This window comes from Streptomyces sp. NPDC014623 (genome assembly GCF_043088245.1).
Classification (GTDB): domain Bacteria; phylum Actinomycetota; class Actinomycetes; order Streptomycetales; family Streptomycetaceae; genus Streptomyces.
In genome coordinates this window covers 19,241-43,040 of sequence record NZ_JBIBZU010000014.1, presented here as the reverse complement: position 1 = coordinate 43,040, position 23,800 = coordinate 19,241, and the positions used below count along the sequence as shown (strand labels likewise).

Sequence of the window (23,800 nt, the reverse complement as noted above, 5' to 3'; positions counted from 1 at the left end):
GAGTGATCCTTCCACCAGGGCGCATTGCGTGCCCGGCCGCATGACTACACTCTCAACAACACATACACGCGTCAGGGCCCACAGTGTCGTGCGTCTTCCACGCGGCTAGCCCCTCCACGCCTGCGGCCGTCGGGACGGCCGTCCGCACTGGACTTGTGAGGACACACGTGAGCTCGAAACCTGTCGTACTCATCGCCGAAGAGCTGTCGCCCGCCACGGTTGACGCCCTGGGTCCGGACTTCGAGATCCGGCACTGCAACGGCGCGGACCGCGCCGAACTCCTCCCCGCGATCGCCGACGTCGACGCGATCCTGGTGCGCTCCGCCACCAAGGTCGACGCCGAGGCCATCGCCGCGGCCAAGCAGCTCAAGGTCGTCGCCCGCGCGGGTGTCGGTCTGGACAACGTCGACGTCTCCTCGGCCACCAAGGCCGGCGTGATGGTCGTCAACGCGCCGACGTCCAACATCGTCACCGCCGCCGAGCTGGCCTGTGGTCTGCTCGTCGCCACCGCGCGCAACATCCCGCAGGCCAACACCGCCCTGAAGAACGGCGAGTGGAAGCGCTCCAAGTACACGGGCGTCGAGCTCAGCGAGAAGACCCTCGGTGTCGTCGGCCTCGGCCGCATCGGCGTGCTGGTCGCGCAGCGCATGTCGGCCTTCGGCATGAAGATCGTCGCGTACGACCCCTACGTGCAGCCCGCGCGCGCCGCCCAGATGGGCGTCAAGCTCCTCACACTGGACGAGCTGCTCGAGGTCTCCGACTTCATCACGGTGCACCTCCCCAAGACCCCCGAGACGCTCGGTCTGATCGGCGACGACGCGCTGCACAAGGTGAAGCCCTCGGTGCGCATCGTCAACGCCGCGCGCGGCGGCATCGTCGACGAGGACGCGCTCGCCTCCGCTCTCAAGGAGGGCCGGGTCGCCGGCGCCGGTCTGGACGTCTACACCAAGGAGCCCTGCACGGACTCCCCGCTGTTCCAGTTCGACCAGGTCGTCTGCACCCCGCACCTCGGGGCCTCCACCGACGAGGCGCAGGAGAAGGCGGGCATCGCCGTCGCCAAGTCCGTCCGCCTCGCCCTCGCCGGTGAGCTCGTCCCCGACGCGGTCAACGTCCAGGGCGGCGTCATCGCCGAGGACGTGCGTCCCGGTCTGCCGCTCGCCGAGAAGCTCGGCCGGATCTTCACCGCGCTCGCGGGCGAGGTCGCGGCCCGCCTCGACGTCGAGGTGTACGGCGAGATCACCCAGCACGACGTGAAGGTGCTCGAGCTCTCCGCGCTCAAGGGCGTCTTCGAGGACGTCGTCGACGAGACCGTCAGTTACGTCAACGCCCCGCTCTTCGCGCAGGAGCGGGGTGTCGAGGTCCGCCTCACCACCAGCTCCGAGTCGCCGGACCACCGCAACGTGGTGACCGTCCGCGGCACGCTGTCGAGTGGCGAGGAGGTCGCGGTCTCCGGCACGCTGGCCGGGCCCAAGCACCTCCGGAAGATCGTCGCGATCGGTGAGCACGACGTCGACCTGGCGCTCGCCGACCACATGGTCGTCCTGCGGTACGAGGACCGCCCCGGCGTCGTCGGCGCGGTCGGCAAGATCCTCGGCGAGGCCGGGCTGAACATCGCCGGCATGCAGGTCTCGCGTCAGGACGCGGGCGGCGAGGCACTGGTCGTACTCACCGTCGACGACACCGTCCCGCAGTCGGTCCTCACCGAGATCGCCGAGGAGATCGGCGCCACGTCGGCGCGTTCGGTCGACCTCACGGACTGATCACCCGCCTGTACGACGACCGCGCCCGGCGGACAGAGCGAAAGCCTGTCCGCCGGGCGCGGTCGTACGCCGTCCTGGGCCCCGTGCGGGGGCCGGGGCGACGACGTGTCCCGTGAAGAGCAGGACGGGGGACGCCGCCCGGCCGGGCGTGCTGATCAGGACCGGGGAGACGGCGGCTGCCACGCAGCCGGCCACGGCGAGACCCTTCCGTCGGCTCCTGCGGGCCGGCGCCCGGGCGAGGAACCAGCTCGGCAGGATCAGCGCGTGAGCGAGCGCCGGGCCGCCGGTCAGCCGGAACGGCCGATCGGCGAACGCGTTCCCCGCCCGGCGTCACGACCGCCGGCAGGGGCCCGCCGACGGGGCGGCCCACCCCCACGGGTCGGTTCTTGCGGGTGAGGGTGCGGGTGCGGAGACGCGGGCAGGGGCCTGGACGCCGTTGCTCGTGGTCCGGCCGGCAGGGGCACCGCTGTCCCCTCCGCCGCCGTACCCGGCTCCCGCCCGTGGCGTACCCGACCGAGGCCGGCGGCAGGCCCGGCGCTCACAGCCGGGTCTGCTTCAGAGCCATGTGCAGCAGCAGCCGGTCCTCACCGTCGTTCAGGTCGAGGCCGGTGAGCTGCTGGACCCGGGCGAGGCGGTAGTAGAGCGTCTGGCGGTGGATGCCCAGCTCGGCGGCGGTCCGGCTCGCCTGGCCCGCACGGTCGAGGAACACCTCGGCGGTGCGGGCCAGTTCCGCGTGGGGCGGGGTCAGCAGGGGGCGGACGGCCTGGTCCGGTCCGGTGTCCGGGGCGTGGGGCAGCGCAGTGAGGAGCCGGTAGGGGCCGATGGCCGACCAGTCGGCGACCGGGCCGAAACGGGGCTCCGCCGAGGCGGCACGGGCGGCTGACAGGGCCTCGTGCCAGGAGTCGGCCAGCTCCGCCAGACCCCGCCGGGCAGTGGCGAGGCCACCGGTCGCGGCGGTGCCGGCGGCGGTGCGCAGCCGCTCCGCAGCCGTCGTCGCGGGGTCGCGCGCCTCGGGGGAGCGCAGCCGGACCAGGGCGGCCAGGGCCTGGATGCCGGCGCCGGGCACGGTGGTGAGGGCCGCCGCCGACGGCACCGTACGCACGGACGGGGGCTCGCCCGGCCAGGGGGTCACGCACACCACCGTGTGCAGCCCGTCCGCGTCGGCGCCGAGGGCCTCGTGCAGCGCGGTGACCGCCATGTCGCGCTGCCAGCCGCGCCCGGCGACGAGCACCGCCGCGAACTCCCGGGACAGGTCCGTGCCCGCCCGCTCCTCGTCGGCGAGCAGGGCGCCGATCCGGGCGGCGACGTCCATGGCCGCCGCCAGCTGCCCGTCGGCGGGCCCCGGCTCCGCGTCCAGCAGCCATACGTAGCCCAGGACGACATCCCGGTGGCGTACCGGGAGGCAGACGCGGTCCCGGTAGACCCCGGCCTCCGGGGCGGCGGGGATGCGGACCGGGCCCGTCGCGCGGGTGATGCCGAAACCCTCGAACCAGGCGCGGACCGCGGGGGTGGAGCGCCGGGTGAGGATCGAGCGCGTACGGACGGGGTCCATGGCCGTGTCGTCGTCGCTGTCGTGGGCCCCGAAGGCGACCAGGCCGAAGTCGCGGTTCTCCAGAGTGGCGGGGGCGCCGAGCAGCGCGGAGATCTCGTCGACCAACTCCTGGTAATCGCCCTTCACACCGCCATTCTCGCACCCCTTCAGACAAATGTCTGAGAGCCGGTACACGGATGCGTGACAGCTGTCGATGGCACGTGTCTGCCGGGATACCTAGATTTCACAGTGGTTCTCCGTGCCGTCCCGGTCCGTTCGCATGCGTACCGGCCCGGCCTCGTTCGTACTCCGTGGAGGTGCCCCGTGCTGGGTCCCGTGATTCTCGCCGCGTCACGCAGCGACAAGATGCGTCGTTTCGTCTCGGCCGCGCCGGGCACCAAGCAGGTCGTCGACCGCTTCATCGCCGGTGAGAGCCTCGACCAGGTCGTCCCCGTCATCCGGGACGCGGCCGCCAAGGGCCTCGAGGTCACCCTGGACGTCGTGGGTGAGGACATCACCACCCCCGAGCAGGCCGCCGCCGCGCGCGACGCCTATCTGGAGCTCATCGGCCGCCTCGAGGAGCTCGGCCTCGGCGAGCGCGCCGAGATGTCCGTCAAGCTGTCGATGTTCGGCCAGTCCCTCCCGTCGCCCGCCACCGCCGCCGGCAAAGAGGCCTCCGGGCCCGCCCCCGAATTCCCGGGCGGCCACGAGCTCGCCCTCGCCAACGTCCGCCCCGTCGTCGAGGCCGCCGCCGCGATCGGCACCACGGTCACGCTGGACGCCGAGGACCACACCACGCTCGACTCGATGTTCGCCATCCACGAGGAGCTGCGGAAGGACTTTCCGCAGACCGGCTGCGTGATCCAGTCCTACCTGTTCCGCACCGAGGCCGACGCCCGGCGCCTCGCCGCCGCGGGCAGCCGGGTCCGCCTGGTGAAGGGCGCCTACAAGGAGCCCGCCTCCGTCGCGTACCAGAGCAAGCCGGAGATCGACAAGGCGTACGTCCGCGTCCTGAAGACGCTGATGCAGGGCGAGGGCTACCCGATGATCGGCTCCCACGATCCCCGTCTGATCGCCATCGGCCAGGAGCTCGCACGCCAGGCCGGGCGCAAACTGGATGAGTACGAGTTCCAGATGCTGTACGGCATCCGCAGTGAGGAGCACGTCCGGCTCGCGGCCGAGGGCCACCGGATGCGCGTCTACACGGCGTACGGAACCGACTGGTACGGATACTTCATGCGCCGCCTCGCGGAGAAGCCGGCCAACCTGCTGTTCTTCGGCCGGTCCGTTCTCACCAAGGGCTGAACAAAAGGGCTGCACCACGGGCTGAACCAGGGCTGACCCGCCCGGCCGGCCAACCCACCTCAACCAAGGAGACAAGGCACTCATGGACGCTGTCACCCAGGTCCCCGCGCCGGTCAACGAGCCGGTCCACTCCTACGCCCCCGGCACCCCGGAGCGCGCCCGTCTGGAGGCGAAGCTCAAGGAGCTCGGCGAGAACCCGATCGACCTGCCGATGACCATCGGCGGCGAGAAGAGGATGGGCGGCGGCGCCCGCGTCGACGTCGTGCAGCCGCACAACCACAAGGCCGTCATCGGCACCTTCGCCGGCGCCACCGAGCAGGACGCGCAGGACGCGATCGACGCCGCCCTCGCCGCCGCCCCGGCCTGGCGTGCGATGTCCTTCGACGACCGCGCCGCGATCATCCTGCGCGCGGCCGAGCTGCTGTCCGGCCCCTGGCGCGAGACGATGGCCGCCTCCACGATGCTCGGCCAGGGCAAGACCGCCCAGCAGGCCGAGATCGACACCCCCTGCGAGCTCGTCGACTTCTGGCGCTTCAACGTGCACTACGCGCGCCAGATCCTCGCCGAGCAGCCCCCGGCCAACTCCACCGGCGTGTGGAACCGCATGGACCACCGCCCGCTGGAGGGCTTCGTCTACGCGATCACGCCGTTCAACTTCACCGCCATCGCGGGCAACCTGCCGACCGCCCCCGCGCTCATGGGCAACGTGGTGGTGTGGAAGCCGTCCCCGACACAGACCCACGCCGCCGTGCTGCTGATGCAGCTCCTGGAGGAGGCCGGTCTGCCCAAGGGCGTCATCAACCTGGTCACGGGCGACGGCATCGCCGTCTCCGAGGTGGCCCTGAACCACCGCGACCTGGCCGGCATCCACTTCACCGGCTCGACCCCCACCTTCCAGCACCTGTGGAGGACGGTCGGCAACAACATCGCCAACTACCGCACGTACCCGCGGCTCGTGGGTGAGACCGGTGGCAAGGACTTCGTGGTCGCCCACCCGAGTGCCGACCGCGCCGTCCTGAAGACCGCGCTGACCCGCGGCTCCTTCGAGTACCAGGGCCAGAAGTGCTCAGCCTCCTCCCGCGCGTACGTTCCCGCCTCCATCTGGAACTCCGGTTTCAAGGAGGAGTTCGCGGCCGAGGTCGACGGCATCACCATGGGTGACGTCACCGACCTGTCGCACTTCATGGGCGCCGTCATCGACGAGCGTTCCTTCGCGAAGAACAAGGCCGCGATCGACCGCGCCGCCGCCGACCCGACCTGCACGATCATCGCGGGCGGCACGTACGACGACTCCGTCGGCTACTTCGTCCGCCCGACCGTCATCGTCTGCGACGACCCGGCCAACGAGGTCTTCACCACCGAGTACTTCGGTCCGATCCTCGCCGTCCACGTCTACGAGGACGAGAAGTACGACACCATGCTGGAGCAGATGGAGTCGGTCTCCGACTACGCGCTGACCGGTGCGGTCATCTCCAACGACCGCGCGGCCGCCGCGTACACGATGGACAAGCTCCGTTACGCGGCGGGCAACTTCTACATCAACGACAAGTCGACCGGCGCCGTCGTCGGCCAGCAGCCCTTCGGCGGCGGCCGTGCTTCGGGGACCAACGACAAGGCGGGCGCCCCGCAGAACCTGCAGCGCTGGACGCTGACCCGCGCCATCAAGGAGACGCTGGTCCCGCCGACCGAGTACACCTACCCCCACCAGGGCTGACAGTCCTCAGGGGCGCCCGCCCGGGCGCCCCGCCCCGCACTCCGCCTCCCGGCCGGCTCCCCCCGCCGGGCCGGGAGGCGGTTTCCGTTCCAGGGCAGGACCAGCCCCTCCAGGGCAGGAACCCCGGGCAGCCTCAGCCCTTCACGGTGAAGCCGGCCCGCAGGAGGACGTCGTCGCGTGAGGACGGTCCGACGAGCAGCTCGAAAGCGCCGGGCTCGACGACACGCCGGCCGGCCGCGTCCACGAGGGTGCAGTCGGAGACCGGGAGTTCCAGCAGCACCTCGCGCGCCTCGCCCGGGGCGAGCGTCACCTGCCGGTAGGCCTTGAGCTCCTTCTCGGCCCAGGTCACGGACGTCACCGTGTCGCTGATGTACACCTGCACCGTCTCCAGGGCCGGCCGCGCGCCGGTGTTACGGACGGTGACGCGGGCCCGCAGCGTGTCGCTCTCCCCGACGCTCGCCGTGAGGATCTCCAGGCCGCAGTACACGACGGTCGTGTAGCTCAGGCCCTCGCCGAACACGAAGGCGGGACGCTGGGTGAGGTCGGCGTACCGGGAGCCGTGCTGGCCGCGGATCTGGTTGTAGTACGTCGGCTGCTGTCCCGCGTGCCGGGCGAAGGAGACGGGCAGCCGGCCCGACGGCTCGACGAGGCCCAGCAGGACCTCCGCCACCGCACGGCCGCCCTGCATGCCCGGGTTGAAGGCGTGCAGGACCGCGGCCGCGCCGAGGGCGGACGCCGGGAGCACCAGCGGCTTCGAGCTGATGACCACGACGACCAGCGGCTTGCCGGTCGCGGCCAGCGCGTCGAGCAACGCGACCTGGTCCCCGACGAGTTCCAGGGTCGCCGTCGAACGTCCCTCACCGACCAGCTCGATGCGGTCACCCACCACGGCCACGACGTAGTCGGCGGCCTCGGCCGCGGCGACGGCTTCCCCGATCAGGGACTCGGAGGGCCGCGCGGGGACGACGACGTCCGGACGGGGCTGTCCGTCAGGGAAGAACGCGCCCTCGGGGCCGGGGCCCACGGAGAGGATCGCGGCGCCGCGTGCGTAGGTGACCTCCCAGCCGTCCGGGACGTGCTCGCGGAAGCCGTCGAGCACGGTACGGATCATGGGGCGCGGGTGGCCGTCGGGCAGCCAGTCCGCCTGACCGGAGGAGCCCGCCCAGTCGCCCAGCTGGGTCTGCGCGTCGTCCGCGTTGGGCCCGATGACGGCGACCGTACGCGCAGCCGGGTCCGTCCCGGCCGCGGCGCGTCCGTCCCGGCCCGGCACGAACCCGCCGGCCAGCGGCAGGGTCCCGTCGTTGGTGAGCAGCACCAACGAGCGGCGGGCCGCCTCCAGATTCAGCTCGGTGTGCCCGGCACTGCCGATGACCGCGGCCTGCCGGGCGGTGTCGGGGTGGCGGGGGTCCTCGAACAGGCCGAGCTCGAACTTCAGGGTCAGGACGCGCCGTACCGCCGCGTCGATCTCCGCCTCGTCCAGCAAGCCCTCGGCGACCGCGCTCTGCGCGCCCTCGAAGAACTGCGGGGTGGTCATCACCATGTCGTTGCCCGCCCGGACCGCGGCCGCTGCCGCCTGGGTGTGGTCGGCGTAGACCTTCTGTTCCCACACCATGCGGCCGACGTTGTCCCAGTCGGTGACCAGCGTGCCCGTGTAACCCCATTCACCGCGCAGCACCTCGTCGAGCAGCCAGTCGTTGACCGTGATCGGCACACCGTCCATGGACTGGTAGCCGAGCATGAACGTACGGCAGCCCTCGCGGGCGACCCGCTCGAACGGGGGCAGGAACCAGGAGCGCAGCTTGCGCCGGGAGATGTCGGCCTCGCTCGCGTCACGGCCGCCCTGGGTCTCGGAGTAGCCCGCGAAGTGCTTGGCGCACGCGAGGACCGCGGTCGGGTCCCCCATCCCCTCGCCCTGGTAGCCGCGGACCATCGCCGAGGCCAGCTCGCCGATCAGGAAGGGATCCTCGCCGAAGGTCTCGCCGACCCGGCCCCAGCGCAGGTCCCGGGTGATGCAGAGCACCGGCGAGAAGGTCCAGTGGACGCCCGTCGCCGCGACCTCGACGGCGGTGGCCCTGGCCACGCGCTCCACGAGTTCCGGGTCCCAGCTCGCGGCCAGACCGAGCTGGGTGGGATAGATCGTGGCCCCCTCCCAGAAGGAGTGGCCGTGGATGCAGTCCTCCGCGACCAGCAGGGGGATGCGCAGCCGGGACCGCCCGGTCAGCTCCGCCGCTTCGAGGACGCGCTCGGGCGACGCGTGCAGGATCGAACCCGCATTCAGGTCCTCGATGAGGTGGCGTACCCCGTCCTTGGCGTTCAGCTGGAGCATCTGGCCGGTCTTCTCGGCCAGGGTCATGCGGCCGAGGAGGTCGCCGACCCGCTCGGCGACGGGGAGCGAGGGGTCGAGATAGGGGAGGGAGGGGGACACGGGAGGTCCTTTCGCGACATGGTTCGCTTCACCATAGAGTCAATACCGACCAGCTGGTAAGTATCTCCGGGAGCCGGATCCTCCGGGCGGTTGGCCGGAAACCCGTACACCGAAGTACCGGCCCGACCGGGGCCGGCGGATCTGGGGAGTGGCGAGTGACGGCCGAAGCGCGGCGCGGTTACGCGAAGGGCCGCGCGAAGCGGCGCGAGATCCTGGACCAGGCCATGGCCCTGTTCGGCGAGGCCGGTTACCGGGGCGCGTCACTGCGGGTGATCGCGACCCGCTGCGGCATCTCGCACACCGGCCTGCTGCATCACTTCCCGACCAAGGAGGCGCTGCTGCTCGCCGTGCTGGAGCACCGCGACGACGTGGACGGCGCGTGGCTCTCACTCGGAGGCACCGCGGGCGTCGAACGGCTGCGGCGGTTCGCCGAGCTGGCCGAGCTGAACTCCGCACGGCGCGGGATCGTCGAGCTGTTCTCGGTGGTCTCCGCCGAGGCGACGGCCGCCGACCACCCGGCTCACGGATATTTCGTGCGCCGCTACGAGAACTCGGTCGCCGGAGCGCAGCTCGCCTACGAGGAGGCGCGCCGGGCCGGCGCGCTGCGGCCGGGCATCGCTCCCGGCGACGCCGGCCGTCAGCTGATCGCCCTGATGGACGGGCTCCAGGTGCAGTGGCTGCTCAGCGACTGCACCACGGACATGGCAGGTGTCCTGCGCACGCACATGGAGGCGCAGCTCACCGTGGATCTCTGAGGTTCACCTCTCCGCTCTCCGGGGCCGGATCACCGGCCGGCCGCACCGTCCGGCCGCGCCACCGTCTCAGATAGTAGGAAGTCCGAGTATCTGTAGAGACAGATGGCCCGGGCTGTCCTAACTTTGTAGGAGCCGAACGAATCGCTGATCCAGCGACCGGCGTGTGTGAGCGTGCCCCGAGCAGGCAACCCCTGCGGCCGCTCCCCGCCCCTTCAGGCGCATCGAAATCCCGATCCCGACCTCCGCTGCGCGAAGTCCTGATCCCGAAATCCACGCGATCCCAAGGAGTCGATCCCTCATGGCCGAGACCACTGTCCGCCGCGTCCGCCACACCTCCCGCACCGCCGAGTCGGAGCGCAAGAACGCCGCCGCAGCCCTGCAGAGGGCCCTCGACCGCCGCGACAACGGCGGGACGACCGGTCACTGAGGGAGCGCACCCGCCCCGCGGCACGAACCGCGCCCGAACCCGCGATGTCCGTATCGTGGACGCCGAGTGTCACGGGGTGGGACGGAAGGCTAGGGTGCCTGCATGTCTCGCAGCATCGATCTCGCAGTGATCCCCGGCGACGGTATCGGCCAGGAGGTCGTCACCCAGGGCCTCAAGGTTCTCAACGCTGTTCTCCCGCAGGATGTGAAGCTGGAGACCAAGGAGTACGACCTCGGCGCCCGGCGATGGCACCGCACCGGTGAGACCCTTCCCGACGCGGAGCTGGAGGCCCTCAAGGGGCACGACGCCATCCTGCTCGGCGCCATCGGCGACCCGTCCGTCCCGTCGGGCGTGCTGGAGCGCGGACTGCTGCTGAAGCTGCGTTTCGCCTTCGACCACTTCATCAACCTGCGGCCGTCGAAGCTCTTCCCGAACACGGCGACCCCGCTGGCCGGGCGCCCCGAGATCGACTTCGTCGTCGTCCGCGAGGGCACCGAGGGCCCGTACACGGGCAACGGCGGTTCCCTGCGCACGGGCACCGAGCACGAGGTCGCCACCGAGGTCAGCGTCAACACCGCCTACGGTGTCGAGCGTGTCGTGCGTGACGCCTTCGCGCGAGCCGCCGCCCGTCCGCGCAAGAAGCTGACGCTGGTCCACAAGAACAACGTCCTCGTACACGCCGGCCACCTGTGGAAGAACACCTTCGACAGGGTCGCGGCCGATTTCCCCGAGGTCGGCACCGACTACCTGCACGTCGACGCCGCGACGATCTTCTTCGTCACCCAGCCGGAGCGCTTCGACGTCATCGTCACCGACAACCTCTTCGGTGACATCCTCACCGACCTCGCCGCAGCCGTGACCGGCGGCATCGGCCTGGCCGCTTCCGGCAACATCAACCCGACGGGCGCCTTCCCGTCGATGTTCGAGCCGGTGCACGGCACCGCGCCCGACATCGCGGGCCAGGGCAAGGCCGACCCGACCGCCACGGTCCTCTCCGTCGCCCTCCTGCTGCGCCACCTCGGCTACGAGGCCGAGGCCGTGCGCATCGAGGAGGCCGTCTCCGCCGACCTCGCGGAGCGTGACGGGAAGAACGCGCGCACCACTGACGAGATCGGCGACGCGCTCGCGGTACGCGTAGCGAGCTGACCCGACGTCTCCCCTTCGAAGCCGCCGGGTCGCAACCGCACCCGGCGGCTTCACCTTGCGGTCCCGGGTGCCACCATCGACCTCCGGACCGCGTTTTCGCGCCCCTGTGAACGTCACCGCAATCACGTCATTTCGTGCAGAGCCGCCCCCGGGAGATAATCGAACGGCGGGACCGCGGCTCGCGGTGGTGCTCGGACGTCCTACAACCTGCCCGGCAGCTGCTGGGGCGGAAGCGGGCGTGAGCGCGGTCCATCACACACAAGACCGGTGAAGGACACGCACTCATGACGACGCCCACGATCGAGCTCAAGCCCTCCTCCAACCCGCTGTCCGACGCGGAGCGCGAGGCGATCCTGGCCAACCCCGGCTTCGGCCGCCACTTCACCGATCACATGGTGACGATCCGCTGGACCGAGGGCCGCGGCTGGCACGACGCCCAGCTCGTGCCGTACGGGCCGCTGTCGGTGGACCCGGCCAACATGACGCTGCACTACGCGCAGGAGATCTTCGAAGGCCTCAAGGCGTACCGGCAGCCCGACGGCACGGTCGCCACCTTCCGCCCCGAGGCCAACGCCGCACGCTTCCAGCGGTCCGCCGCGCGGCTGGCGATGCCGGAGCTGCCGGCCGAGACCTTCATCGAGGCCTGTGACGCCCTGGTCCGGCAGGACCAGGCCTGGGTCCCGGAGCACGGCGGTGAGGAGTCCCTCTACCTGCGGCCCTTCATGATCGCCGCCGAGGTCGGTCTCGGTGTCCGGCCGGCCAACGAGTACCTCTTCCTCGTCATCGCCTCTCCCGCCGGCGCCTACTTCCCCGGCGGCGTGAAGCCGGTCTCGATCTGGCTCTCCCAGGACCGGGTGCGCGCCGTCCCCGGCGGCATGGGCGACGCCAAGACCGGGGGTAACTACGCGGCTTCCCTGCTCGCCCAGGCCGAGGCCGCGGCGCAGGGCTGCGACCAGGTCGCCTACCTCGACGCCGTCGAGCACAAGTGGGTCGAGGAGCTGGGCGGCATGAACCTCTACTTCGTGTACGGGCAGGAGGACGGCAGCAAGAGGATCGTCACTCCCACCCTCACCGGCTCGCTGCTCGCGGGAGTCACGCGTGACTCCCTGCTCACCGTCGCCCGCGACCTCGGTTACGCCTCCGAGGAGGGGCGCGTCTCCATCGACCAGTGGCGCACCGACACCCGGAACGGCACCCTCACCGAGGTCTTCGCCTGCGGCACCGCCGCCGTCATCACGCCGGTCGGCACCGTGAAGTCCGCGGACGGTGAGTGGACCCAGGGCGACGGCACGCCCGGCGAGGTCACCCTCAAGCTGCGCGAGCGCCTGCTGGACATCCAGCGCGGTATCGCCGAGGACACCCACGGCTGGATGCACGAGCTCGTCTGACCGACGGACGTACCCACGAGGGCCGCGCCCCCCACCAGGGGGTGCGGCCCTCGTCGTCTCGCGGCACGGGTTTTGAGCGACGCTCGAAACATGGTTAGAGTGCTGCTCCAACCAGGAGGTGCCGCGACGTGCGACTGACCCCGACCGAACGTGACCGGCTGCTGCTCTTCGGCGCGGCCGAGCTGGCCAGGGCCCGGCGGGCCCGTGGCCTGCGGCTCAACGTCCCCGAGGCGACGGCTCTGATCGCGGACACCGTCTGCGAGGCGGCCAGGGACGGGCACAGACTCGCCGACGCGATCGAGGCAGCCCGCGCTGTACTGGGGCCGGACGACGTGCTGCCAGGTGTGGCGGACGTGGTCACCGAGGTCCAGGTGGAGGCCGTGTTCGACGACGGCTCCCGGCTCGCCGTGGTCAGCGGTCCTCTGGACGGCGGTTCGCTCGGCGACGACGCCCCCGGCGCGCTTCTCCCCGGCCCGGTGAAGGCTGGTCCGGAGCCGTCCGTGCGCCTCGCCGTCCGTAACACCGCGACCGTTCCGGTCAGTGTGACGTCCCACTTCCACTTCTTCGAGGCCAATCCCCGCCTCGACTTCGACCGGGCGGCGGCGTACGGGATGCGGCTGAGCGTGCCCGCCGGGTCCTCCGTCCGCTTCGGGCCGGGGGAGACGGCCGAGGCCGCTCTCGTCCCGATCGGCGGCGACCGGATCGCGATCGGCTTCGCCGGGCTCGTGGACGGGCCCCTGGACGCGCCGGGCGCGAAGGAGGAGGCGCTGCGCAGGGCAGCGGCCTGCGGCTACCTCGGAGCAGGAGCAGAGGAGGACGGCCGATGAATCCGTACGAGTACGCCTCCGTGCACGGGCCGCGCGCCGGGGACCGGGTCAGGCTCGGTGACTCCGGTCTGACCGTCCGCGTGGAGTCCGACGCCCAGAAGCAGGGGGACGAGTTCCTCGCCGGCTTCGGCAAGACGGCCCGGGACGGCCTGCACCTCAAGGCCGCCGCCGTCCGGGACACCTGCGACGTCGTCATCAGCAACGTGCTGGTCATCGATGCCGTACTGGGCATCAGGAAGGTGTCGATCGGCATCCGTGAGGGCCGCATCGCCGCGATCGGCCGGGCCGGGAATCCGGACACCCTCGACGGCGTCGACGTGGTCGTCGGCACGGGCACGGCCATCGTCTCCGGGGAGGGCCTCATCGCGACGGCGGGAGCCGTGGACCCGCACGTCCACCTGCTCTCCCCGCGCATCATGGAGGCGTCCCTGGCCTCCGGCGTCACCACGGTCATCGGCCAGGAGTTCGGTCCGGTCTGGGGTGTCGGCGTCAACTCGCCGTGGGCCCTGCGGCACGCCTTCAACGCCTTCGACGCCTGGCCCGTCAACATCGGTTTCCTGGGACGCGGTTCGTCCTCGCACGAGGCGCCGCTGGTGGAAGCCCTCGCCGAGGGCGGCGCCTGCGGCTTCAAGGTCCACGAGGACATGGGCGCCCACACCCGCGCCCTGGACACCGCCCTGCGGGTCGCCGAGGACCACGACGTCCAGGTCGCCCTGCACAGCGACGGGCTCAACGAGTGCCTGTCCGTCGAGGACACCCTGAGCGTGCTCGAAGGCCGGACGATCCACGCCTTCCACATCGAGGGCTGCGGTGGCGGACACGTCCCCAACGTGCTGAAGATGGCGGGGGTCCCCCACGTCATCGGCTCCTCCACCAACCCGACGCTCCCTTTCGGCCGTGACGCGGTCGCCGAGCACTACGGGATGATCGTCTCCGTCCACGACCTCAAGACGGACCTCCCCGGCGATGCCGCCATGGCCCGCGACCGGATCAGGGCCGGGACCATGGGGGCCGAGGACGTGCTGCACGACCTGGGTGCCATCGGGATCACCTCGTCCGACGCGCAGGGCATGGGGCGGGCCGGCGAGACCGTACGCCGCACGTTCGCCATGGCCGCGAAGATGAAGGCCGAGCTCGGCCCGATGGAGGGCGACGGCCCCGGTGACGACAACGCCCGCGTGCTGCGCTACATCGCCAAACTCACCGTCAACCCCGCCATCGCCCACGGCCTCTCCCACGAGGTCGGCTCCATCGAGACGGGGAAGCTCGCCGACATCGTCCTGTGGCGCCCCGAGTTCTTCGGTGCGAAGCCCCAGCTGGTCCTCAAGTCCGGCTTTCCCGCCTACGGAGTGACGGGCGACCCCAACGCCGCCACGGACACCTGCGAACCCCTCGTCCTCGGCCCGCAGTTCGGTGCGTACGGAGCCACGGCCGCGGATCTCTCCGTCGCCTTCGTCGCGGAGGCCGCCACCCAGCTGGGCGCCGATCTCATGCCCACCCGCCGCCGCAGGGTCGCGGTCCGGGGCACACGCGGCATCGGGCCCGCGGACCTGCGCCTCAACTCCCGCACCGGAAAGGTCGACGTCGACGGCGACACCGGTCTCGTCACCCTCGACGGTGACCCGTTGCGCTCACCGGCCGCCGGATCCGTCTCCCTCAACCGCCTCTACTTCCTCTAGGGACCCGCCATGACCTTCCGTATGCCGCCCGAGTGGGCCCCCCACGAGCGCACCTGGATGGCCTGGCCGGGCCCCAACCCCACCTTCGCCACCGCGGCCGGGCTCGACGAGGCCCGCAGGGCGTGGGCCGCCGTCGCCCGCGCCGTGCGCCGCTTCGAACCGGTCACCGTGATCGTCGGTCCCGGCCAGGAGGACAGCGCCCGGGCGTTGCTCGGCCCGGACGTCGAGACGGCCGTACGGCCCCTCGACGACGCCTGGATGCGGGACATCGGACCGACCTTCGTCATCGACGCCGAAAACCGCCGGATCGCCGCGGTGGACTGGACGTTCAACGGCTGGGGTGCCCAGGACTGGGCCCGCTGGACGCACGACCGGCACATCGCGCGGGGCGTCGCCGAGCTGGCCGGAGTGCCCGTGCACAGCTCGCCGCTGGTCAACGAGGGCGGCGCGATCCACGTGGACGGCGAGGGCACCGTGCTGCTCACCGAAACCGTCCAGCTGGGCAAGGAGCGCAACCCCGGCTGGACCCGGCAGGCCGTCGAGGACGAGATCCACGCCCGTCTCGGCACCGAGAAGGCCCTCTGGCTGCCGCGCGGCCTGGCCGGTGACTACGGCACGTACGGCACCCTCGGCCATGTCGACATCGTCGCCGCCTTCGCCCGCCCCGGTGTGGTCGTCGCCCACGTCCAGCCCGACCCCTCCCACCCGGACCACGAGATCACCCGTGAGACGGTCCGGATCCTGCGGACCGCCACCGACGCGGGGGGCCGCAGGCTGGAGGTCGTGGAGATCCCGGCCCCCACGGCACTGCGCGGCGCCGACGGCGCATGGACCGAGCACTCCTACATCAACCACTACCTGTGCAACGACGGGGTGATCCTCTGCGCCTTCGACGACCCGAGGGACGAGGAGGCGGCGGCCGTGTTCGCAGACCTGTTCCCGGACCGTACGGTGACACCCGTCGACGCCCGTACGATCTTTGCCGGTGGTGGAGGCATCCACTGCATCACGCAGCAACAGCCCAGGATCTGAAACCGTGCCCAGTACCCCGCGCCGCCGCAACGTCGCCCCGCCCAGGAAGGACGTGCTCGCCGCCGTCATGGCCACCGTCGCCGAGCGCGGACTGGACGGGCTCACCATGGCGGGACTCGGCCGCGAGGTGGGGATGAGCAGCGGGCACCTCCTCTACTACTTCCGCACCAAGGACGAGCTGCTGCTGCAGACCCTGGAGTGGAGTGAGGCGCGGCTCGGATCCGAACGCCGGGCCCTGCTCGGCGGACCCGGCACCGCCCGTGAGCGGCTCGACGCCTACATCGCGCTGTACGTCCCCGACGGCCACCGCGACCCGCACTGGACGCTCTGGCTGGAGGTCTGGAACCGCTCGCAGGACGCCGACGACGACGCCCGCGCCCGGCAGGCGGCCATCGAGGACGCCTGGCACCGCGACCTCGTGGAGCTGCTGGCCGACGGCATCGCACGCGGTGAGTTCCGCGCCGTGGACACCGACCGGGCCGCGGTCCGCCTGAGAGCCCTCATGGACGGGTTCAGCGTCCATGTCACGGTCGGTGTCCCCGGCACCGGACGGGACCAGGTCCTGGAACAGATGCGCGGATATGCGGACGAGACGCTCACACCTCCCGGACCGCCCGGTCGCACAGCGGAATTCACGCCCGCATCCTGAGACGGACCGGGCCACGGAGGTGCCGTTGTGCCAGACTGCGTGCGTGTCCTCGTCCGCCATGATTATCGGCAGCAGGCGCGCCGGTCCGCAGTGACCGTCCCGTACCACCACGTACGGAACGGACATCGTGCCCCAGACCCGCGCGCAGACCTCTCGCACCCGCGAGGGGTTTTTTCGTTTTCCGGTCCACACCACGGCCGGAGCGAGGCACGCGAGAGGATGGGGGCAAGTGGAGCCGATTCGTCCGGATCCGCTCACCCGACAGGAGTCAGATCAGCATGACCACCAAGGCCACGGCCCCCGACGACACCTTCCATGTCTTCGACACCACCCTGCGCGACGGTGCGCAGCGTGAAGGCATCAACCTGACGGTCGCGGACAAGCTGACCATTGCCCGGCATCTGGACGACTTCGGCGTGGGCTTCGTCGAGGGGGGCTGGCCCGGCGCCAACCCCCGCGACACCGAGTTCTTCGCCCGTGCCCAGCAGGAGATCGACTTCCGGCACGCCCAGCTCGTCGCGTTCGGTGCCACCCGCAGGGCCGGCGGCAAGGCCGCGGAGGACCCGCAGGTCCAGGCGCTCCTGGACTCGGGCGCCCCGGTGATCACACTGGTGGCCAAGTCCCACGACCGCCATGTGGAGCTGGCCCTGCGCACCACCCTGGACGAGAACCTGGAGATGGTCCGCGACACCGTCGCCCACCTCCGGGAGCAGGGCCGGCGGGTCTTCGTCGACTGCGAGCACTTCTTCGACGGCTACCGCGCCGACGCCGAGTACGCCAAGGCGGTCGTACGCACGGCCCATGAGGCAGGCGCCGATGTGGTCATCCTCTGCGACACCAACGGCGGGATGCTCCCCGCCCAGGTACAGGCCGTCGTCTCCACCGTCCTCGCCGACACCGGCGCCCGGCTCGGAATCCACGCCCAGGACGACACGGGCTGCGCCGTCGCCAACACCCTGGCCGCCGTGGACGCGGGCGCCACCCACGTGCAGTGCACCGCCAACGGATACGGCGAGCGGGTCGGCAACGCCAACCTCTTCCCGGTCGTCGCCGCGCTGGAACTCAAGTACGGCAAGAACGTCCTGCCCGAGGGCGCCCTCGCCGAGATGACCCGTATCTCCCACGCCATCGCCGAGGTCGTCAACCTCACGCCCTCCACCCACCAGCCGTACGTGGGTGTCTCCGCCTTCGCCCACAAGGCCGGACTCCACGCCTCCGCGATCAAGGTCGACCCGGACCTCTACCAGCACATCGACCCGGAGCGCGTCGGCAACACCATGCGGATGCTGGTCTCCGACATGGCGGGCCGCGCCTCCATCGAGCTCAAGGGCAAGGAGCTCGGCATCGAACTCGGAGACGACCGCGCGCTCGTCCAGCGGGTCGTCGAGCGGGTCAAGGAGCGCGAACTCCAGGGCTACACCTACGAGGCGGCCGACGCCTCCTTCGAGCTGCTGCTGCGTGCCGAGGCCGAGGGCAGGCCGCGGCGCTACTTCCGCACCGAGTCCTGGCGAGCCATCGTCGAGGACCGCCCCGACGGCACCCACGCCAACGAAGCGACCGTGAAGCTCTGGGCGAAGGGCGAGCGGATCGTCGCCACGGCGGAGGGCAACGGCCCGGTCAACGCCCTGGACCGGGCGCTGCGCGTTGGTCTGGAGCGGATCTACCCGCAGCTCGCCAAGCTCGAACTGGTCGACTACAAGGTCCGCATCCTGGAGGGCCGCACCGGCACCGAGTCCACCACCCGGGTGCTGATCACCACGGGTGACGGGACCGGGGACTGGGCGACGGTCGGCGTGGCCGAGAACGTCATCGCCGCGTCCTGGCAGGCACTGGAGGACGCGTACACCTACGGTCTGCTGCGGGCGGGCGTCGAACCGGCCGAGTGACGGGCGCCGCCCCGGTCGGAGCCGCCGGACCTCGTGGCCGGCGGCTCCGACGCATGTACGGATCCGGGCCGCCGGGCACGGCGCGCCGGCGGGTACGGCCGGGCCGGCGCACCATCCGCCGTACACGGTGCCCAGCTCACCGCGGGTGCCCAAGTGAACGGCGTCTTCTGCGCTCACGTCAAGAGGCCGGCACGTTCAAGAGGTGAACAAACGGCCTCCCGAACCTGCTTCGCGCATGGGTACGGACCAATCTCGGTGTGAAGTATTGACGCCCCTGCCCCGGCGCGGTTAACTCCAGCCGCAACGCCGGTACCGGTTCCGGTACCGGTTGCGGAACCGGTACCGAAGCCCCCGTCCCACCCTCGTCCCGCCTTGTCCCTGGAGGCCCCGTTGCGCGTCACCATCGCCGATGTCGCCCGTGAGGCCGGCGTCAGCAAGACGACCGTGTCACGGGTCATCAACGTCAAGGGAGAGGTGGATGATTCGACGGCCGACCGCGTTCGTGAAGTGATCGCAGCCCTCGGTTATGTGCCCAGCTCGGGCGCCGTCGGACTGGCGCGCGGCAGCAGCCGCACGGTCGGCATGCTGGTTCCCTCGCTCACCTGGCCGTGGATGGGCGAAGTGCTCCAGGGCGTCGTCGACACGGTCGAGGCCGCCGACTACGGGCTGCTGCTCTTCACCTGCAACCGGGGCTCGGAGTCCGTCGAACGCTTCACCACCCAGGTGTCGGCGCGCGCCTTCGACGGACTCGTCGTCGTCGAGCCGGAGAACACGCTCGCGCAGCTCACCGCACTGCACCGGGCCGGTCTGCCGATCGTCCTGATCGACGACCGGGGCCACCATCCGGAATTCCCCTCCGTCGTGACCACCAATCACGAGGGAGGCGCGTCCGCCGCCCGTCATCTGCGGGCCGCGGGGCGTACCAGACCCCTGGTCCTCACCGGCCCGAAACACTTCGGCTGTGTCCGTGACCGGCTCGCGGGCTTCCGTTCGGTCCTGCCCACCGAACTGGTCGTGGACGGGGACTTCACCGAACGCCGGGGCCGGCTCGCGGTGGAGGAACTCCTGGCGGACGGCGTGGAGTTCGACTCGGTCTTCGCCCACAACGACATCAGTGCGGCCGGGGTCCTGCGAGCGCTGAGGGCCGTCGGCCGCCGTGTCCCCGACGACATCGCGGTGATCGGCTTCGACGACATCCCGATGGCCGAGCACACCGAACCGCCCCTGACCACCGTGCACCAGCCCACGCGGCAGATGGGCGAGGCGGCGGCCCGCGTGCTGCTCTCCCGCCTCGGCGGCACCACCGTGCCGGACGGGCCGGTCGTCCTGCCCACCGAACTGGTCGTGCGCCGCTCGGCGCCATAACGGGGCCGGCCCCCGCCGGTCACCCGCCCGCATCCCCGAACCAGCCGCACACGCCTCACCGCACCCGGCGCGTCGAGCGCTGCCCACACCACCGGATCTCCCAGACCCGCAGTCCTCCTGGAGTCGCCATGTCCGTACGTCGCCGTCACACTCTGAGAGCGCTCTCAGCCGCCACCGCCGTGGTCGCGCTCGCCGCCGGCTGCTCGTCCGCCAACTCGGGTGCCGGCAAGGGGGGCGCCGGTGCTTCCGGCGTGCTGACCCTCGGAAAGCCCGACGGGCCGCAGACGAACAACAGCAACCCGTTCCTCGCGACCTCGGCGAGCGCCACCCTCGGCTACCGGTTCATGATCTACGAGCCGCTGGCGATGACGAACCAGATCCGCCCCACCGACAAGGCGGACCCCTGGCTGGCGACGGACTGGGCCTGGGAGGCCAACTTCACCAAGGTCACCTTCACCCTCGACGAGCGGGCCAAGTGGGCCGACGGCAAGCCGCTCACCGCCGCGGACGTCGCCTTCACCTTCGAACTGCTCAAGAAGCACCCGGCGCTCAACGGCAACGGCATCCCGTACGACGGCGTCACCGTCGAGGGGGACAAGGTCGTCCTGACCTTCAAGGAGTCCCAGTTCGTCAACCAGAACAAGATCATCACGACGTTCGTCGTGCCCAAGCACATCTGGGAGAAGGTCGAGAACCCGGAGACCTGGCCCAACCGCACCCCGGTCGGCTCCGGCCCGTACAAGCTGAAGACCTTCACCCCGCAGACCACCACCCTGACCGCCACACCCGCCTACTGGAAGGGTGAGACGAAGGTCAAGGAACTGCGCTACTCCGCGTACAACGACAACAGCGCGGCGACGACGGCCCTGGCGAACGGCAAGCTGGAATGGTCGTTCGTCTTCATGCCGAACTACAAGCAGCTGTACGTCGCCAAGGACCCGAAGAACCACAAGCTGTGGTTCCCCTCGGGGCTCGGCATCCACGGCCTGTGGTTCAACACCGCCCGCAAGCCGTTCGACAACCCGGCCCTGCGCAAGGCGATGGCCATGGTCGTCGACCGCAAGGCGATCCACGTGCAGGCCCAGGCGACCCTCTACCCGGAGATCAGCAACCCGACCGGCATCCCGCTGCCCGCCGGGGAGCCGTTCCTCGCCCCGGAGTACAAGAACGCCACCACGGCGCCCGACGTGGCCGGGGCCAAGAAGATCCTCGCCGAGGCGGGCTTCGAGCTCAGCGGCGGCGTCCTGAAGGACCCGGGCGGCAAGCCCGTCGAGCTGACCTTCACCGACCCGGCCGGCTGGAACGACTACATCACCGGGCTCTCCATCATCAAGGACGACATCAAGCAGCTCGGCATCGAGGCCAAGGTCAAGACGCAGACAGCGGAGGCGTGGGGCAACGACGTCGCCACCGGAAACTTCGACGCCACCCTGCACTGGACCAACAGCGGCGCGACGCCGTACGACATGTACCAGAACATCATGGACGGGGCGATCCTCCAGCCCGTCGGCAAGAGCTCCCAGCTCGGCAACTTCGGCCGCTTCAAGAGCCCCGAGGCCACCGCCGCGCTGAAGGAGTACGCCAACGCCACCGACGACGCCACCCGCACCAGGGCCATGAACACGCTTCAGAAGATCATGGTCGAGCAGGCGCCGGTCATCCCGACGGCCGCGGCCCCCATCGGTGCCGAGTACTCCACGAAGAACTGGGTGGGATGGCCGACCGAGAAGGACCCGTACGCAGCCCCGCAGCACACCCAGCCGGACGCGCTGGAAGTCGTGCTGAACCTCGAGCCCGCCAAGTAAGTACGGGGAAGAACCGGCCGATGACCACCGAACAGTCCGCAGACGTGCGCACCGTGAACGACGTGGTGCTCGAAGCACGCGGAGTCACCAAGCACTTCCCCGTACGGCGCACCGCCGGCGACCTCGTCGCCCGCAGGCGCCGCACCGTCCACGCCGTCGACGACGTCTCGCTGGAACTCCGGCGGGGGACCGTCACGGCCCTGGTGGGGGAGTCGGGTTCCGGCAAGTCCACCGTCGCACGGCTGCTCGCCCAGCTCTACCCGCTCACCTCCGGTGAGATACACCTGGGCGGCACGGCGGTGAAGGCCGGGCGCGGCCGGTCCTTCCGTACGTACGTCAAGCAGGTCCAGCTGATCTTCCAGGACCCCTTCGCCTCGCTCAACCCCGTGCACACCGTGCGCTACCACCTGACCCGGGCGCTCAGGATCCACGGCCGGGCGGGGAGCGGGGAGGCGGACCTGGAGAAGAACCTGGCCGCTCTGCTCGAACGCGTCCAGCTGACTCCTCCCCGTCAGTTCCTGGACAAGTTCCCGCACGAGCTGTCCGGAGGGCAGCGCCAGCGCGTGGCGATAGCGCGCGCGCTCGGCGCCGACCCTCAGGTGCTGCTGGCCGACGAGCCGGTGTCGATGCTGGACGTGTCGATCCGGCTCGGCGTCCTCAACCTGCTCCGTGACCTCAAGGAGCGTCTGCACCTCGCGATCCTCTACATCACCCACGACATCGCGTCCGCCCGCTACTTCGCGGACACGACCCTGGTGATGTACGCGGGCCGGATCGTCGAGGGCGGTGACAGCGAGACCGTCACCCAGCACCCCGCGCACCCCTACACACAGCTGCTGATCGCCTCCGCGCCGGACCCCGACCGGGTGGCGGACGAGGAGGCGCAGGAAGAGACCGGAAGCGGCGAGCCGCCCTCCCTGATCGCCCCGCCGGACGGCTGCCGCTTCCACCCCCGCTGCCCGAAGGCCATGGAGCGCTGCCGCACCGAACTGCCGCCGCGCTTCGACCTGGCGGACGGCCGGTGGGCCGCCTGCTGGCTGTACGACGGCACCGCCGCCGAGGGAGGAGCGAAGTGAAGTACGTCCTCCAGCGGCTCGTCTTCTACGCGGTCACCGCGTGGGCCGCCATCACCATCAACTTCCTGATCCCGCGCCTGATGCCGGGCGACCCCGTCGAGGCCCTGATGAGCCGCTACCAGGGGCAGCTCGACACCAGCGCCATCGCCTCCCTGAAGGCGCTGTTCGGGCTCGACGAGGACCAGTCCCTCTGGTCGCAGTACACCGACTACTGGTCCCACCTGCTCGACGGAGACCTCGGCCTGTCCTTCACCTTCTTCCCGACCCCGGTCGGTGAGGTGATCTCCGCGTCACTGCCGTGGACGCTCGCGCTGGTCGGCATCACCACCCTGATCAGCTTCCTGCTCGGCACCGGTATCGGCGTCTACAGCGGGTGGCGGCGCGGCTCCTGGCTGGACGGGCTGCTGCCCGTCACCACCTTCATCTCGGCCATCCCGTACTTCTGGCTCGGCCTCATCGCCATCGCGCTGTTCGCGGTGAAGTGGCAGGTCTTCCCGGCCGCCGGAGGATACGACAACTCCCTGGTCCCCGCCTTCGACTGGCCGTTCATCTCCAGCGCGCTCTACCACGGGGTGCTCCCCGGGGTGACGATCGTGCTGAGCGCCATCGCCGGCTGGATCCTCGGCATGCGCAACATGATGGTGACCGTCTCCTCCGAGGACTACGTCATGGTGGCGCAGGCCAAGGGGCTGTCCGAGCGGCGCGTGATGTTCTCGTACGCCGCGCGCAACGCCGTCCTGCCCAACATCTCGGGCTTCGCCCTCTCGCTGGGCTTCATCGTCGGCGGCACCCTGCTGGTCGAGATGGTCTTCTCCTACCCGGGCATCGGCTTCCAGCTGTTCCAGGCCGTCGGGGCCAAGGACTACCCGCTGATGCAGGGCGTCTTCCTGATCATCACGCTGTCCGTCCTCGCCGCGAACCTGCTGGCCGACATGGCGTACGCCCTCCTCGACCCGCGCACCCGCAAGGAGGCCTAGTGGGCCTCTCTTCCGGGACGGGCCGGACCCGCGTGGCCCGGCACGCGCTCCCC

At 70.8% G+C, this 23,800-nt stretch carries 19 protein-coding genes; 17 read left to right on the top strand and 2 right to left on the bottom strand.

All coding sequences use genetic code 11. From position 1 onward, the window contains the following. The first annotated feature begins 167 nt into the window (after nt 1-167). Together serA and ACF1FZ_RS22300 are read left to right on the top strand one after the other, a co-directional pair. Nucleotides 168-1,760 carry a phosphoglycerate dehydrogenase gene (serA, locus tag ACF1FZ_RS22305; protein ID WP_391775146.1) on the top strand — a complete coding sequence of 531 codons (1,593 nt, stop codon included), beginning with the start codon at nt 168-170 and terminating at the stop codon, nt 1,758-1,760. Nucleotides 1,761-1,872: 112 nt separating this feature from the next. Continuing rightward, the gene (locus ACF1FZ_RS22300) at nt 1,873-2,028 is read left to right on the top strand and encodes a hypothetical protein (protein WP_391775145.1); all 156 of its coding nucleotides are present in this window, start codon (nt 1,873-1,875) and stop codon (nt 2,026-2,028) included. A 270-nt stretch (nt 2,029-2,298) separates the two neighbouring features. On the opposite strand, the gene ACF1FZ_RS22295 is transcribed toward ACF1FZ_RS22300, so the two are convergent. Beyond that, nucleotides 2,299-3,438 (bottom strand): PucR family transcriptional regulator, encoded by a 1,140-nt coding sequence (locus ACF1FZ_RS22295; RefSeq protein ID WP_391775144.1) that lies wholly within the window; start codon nt 3,436-3,438, stop codon nt 2,299-2,301. Between the two features lie 177 nt (nt 3,439-3,615). Here ACF1FZ_RS22295 and ACF1FZ_RS22290 point away from each other — a divergent pair, with 177 nt between their 5' ends. Together ACF1FZ_RS22290 and pruA are read left to right on the top strand one after the other, a co-directional pair. Then, nucleotides 3,616-4,596 (top strand): proline dehydrogenase family protein, encoded by a 981-nt coding sequence (locus ACF1FZ_RS22290; protein WP_391775143.1) that lies wholly within the window; start codon nt 3,616-3,618, stop codon nt 4,594-4,596. Between the two features lie 82 nt (nt 4,597-4,678). Continuing rightward, the gene (gene pruA, locus ACF1FZ_RS22285) at nt 4,679-6,310 is read left to right on the top strand and encodes an L-glutamate gamma-semialdehyde dehydrogenase (protein ID WP_391775142.1); all 1,632 of its coding nucleotides are present in this window, start codon (nt 4,679-4,681) and stop codon (nt 6,308-6,310) included. A gap of 133 nt (nt 6,311-6,443) precedes the next feature. On the opposite strand, the gene ACF1FZ_RS22280 is transcribed toward pruA, so the two are convergent. Then, a complete protein-coding gene (locus ACF1FZ_RS22280) occupies nt 6,444-8,735 on the bottom strand; it encodes a glycoside hydrolase family 3 N-terminal domain-containing protein (RefSeq protein ID WP_391775141.1) in 2,292 nt (763 codons plus the stop codon). A gap of 155 nt (nt 8,736-8,890) precedes the next feature. On the opposite strand from ACF1FZ_RS22280, the gene ACF1FZ_RS22275 reads away from it, so the two are divergent. The 13 genes from ACF1FZ_RS22275 to ACF1FZ_RS22215 all read left to right on the top strand — a co-directional run bounded on the left by ACF1FZ_RS22275 (nt 8,891) and on the right by ACF1FZ_RS22215 (nt 23,747). Beyond that, nucleotides 8,891-9,490: a TetR/AcrR family transcriptional regulator gene (locus tag ACF1FZ_RS22275; RefSeq protein ID WP_391775140.1), complete on the top strand. Its 600-nt coding sequence runs from the start codon at nt 8,891-8,893 to the stop codon at nt 9,488-9,490. Between the two features lie 298 nt (nt 9,491-9,788). Next, on the top strand, nt 9,789-9,917 hold the full coding sequence (locus tag ACF1FZ_RS22270) for a hypothetical protein (protein WP_391775139.1): 129 nt from the start codon (nt 9,789-9,791) through the stop codon (nt 9,915-9,917). Nucleotides 9,918-10,019: 102 nt separating this feature from the next. After that, nucleotides 10,020-11,063, top strand: a complete 1,044-nt coding sequence (locus tag ACF1FZ_RS22265; protein WP_391775138.1) for a 3-isopropylmalate dehydrogenase — start codon at nt 10,020-10,022, stop codon at nt 11,061-11,063. Nucleotides 11,064-11,347: 284 nt separating this feature from the next. Beyond that, on the top strand, nt 11,348-12,451 hold the full coding sequence (locus ACF1FZ_RS22260; protein ID WP_391775137.1) for a branched-chain amino acid aminotransferase: 1,104 nt from the start codon (nt 11,348-11,350) through the stop codon (nt 12,449-12,451). A 128-nt stretch (nt 12,452-12,579) separates the two neighbouring features. Further along, the gene (gene ureA, locus ACF1FZ_RS22255; RefSeq protein WP_391775136.1) at nt 12,580-13,278 is read left to right on the top strand and encodes an urease subunit gamma; all 699 of its coding nucleotides are present in this window, start codon (nt 12,580-12,582) and stop codon (nt 13,276-13,278) included. Further along, nucleotides 13,275-14,957: an urease subunit alpha gene (locus ACF1FZ_RS22250; RefSeq protein WP_391775135.1), complete on the top strand. Its 1,683-nt coding sequence runs from the start codon at nt 13,275-13,277 to the stop codon at nt 14,955-14,957. Before ureA ends, ACF1FZ_RS22250 begins: the two co-directional genes overlap by 4 nt. A gap of 9 nt (nt 14,958-14,966) precedes the next feature. Further along, a complete protein-coding gene (locus tag ACF1FZ_RS22245; protein ID WP_391775134.1) occupies nt 14,967-15,989 on the top strand; it encodes an agmatine/peptidylarginine deiminase in 1,023 nt (340 codons plus the stop codon). Between the two features lie 4 nt (nt 15,990-15,993). Then, a complete protein-coding gene (locus tag ACF1FZ_RS22240) occupies nt 15,994-16,638 on the top strand; it encodes a TetR/AcrR family transcriptional regulator (protein WP_391775133.1) in 645 nt (214 codons plus the stop codon). A 278-nt stretch (nt 16,639-16,916) separates the two neighbouring features. Continuing rightward, the gene (cimA, locus tag ACF1FZ_RS22235) at nt 16,917-18,524 is read left to right on the top strand and encodes a citramalate synthase (RefSeq protein WP_391775132.1); all 1,608 of its coding nucleotides are present in this window, start codon (nt 16,917-16,919) and stop codon (nt 18,522-18,524) included. 390 nt (nt 18,525-18,914) lie between these two features. Then, nucleotides 18,915-19,889, top strand: a complete 975-nt coding sequence (locus tag ACF1FZ_RS22230) for a LacI family DNA-binding transcriptional regulator (RefSeq protein ID WP_391775131.1) — start codon at nt 18,915-18,917, stop codon at nt 19,887-19,889. Nucleotides 19,890-20,017: 128 nt separating this feature from the next. Continuing rightward, nucleotides 20,018-21,694: an ABC transporter substrate-binding protein gene (locus ACF1FZ_RS22225; RefSeq protein ID WP_391775130.1), complete on the top strand. Its 1,677-nt coding sequence runs from the start codon at nt 20,018-20,020 to the stop codon at nt 21,692-21,694. 20 nt (nt 21,695-21,714) lie between these two features. Further along, entirely contained in the window at nt 21,715-22,770 is a 1,056-nt protein-coding gene (locus ACF1FZ_RS22220; RefSeq protein ID WP_391775129.1) for an ABC transporter ATP-binding protein, read from the top strand. Further along, entirely contained in the window at nt 22,767-23,747 is a 981-nt protein-coding gene (locus ACF1FZ_RS22215; RefSeq protein ID WP_391775128.1) for an ABC transporter permease, read from the top strand. The genes ACF1FZ_RS22220 and ACF1FZ_RS22215 overlap by 4 nt, the downstream gene beginning before the upstream one ends. Nucleotides 23,748-23,800: the final 53 nt, after the last annotated feature.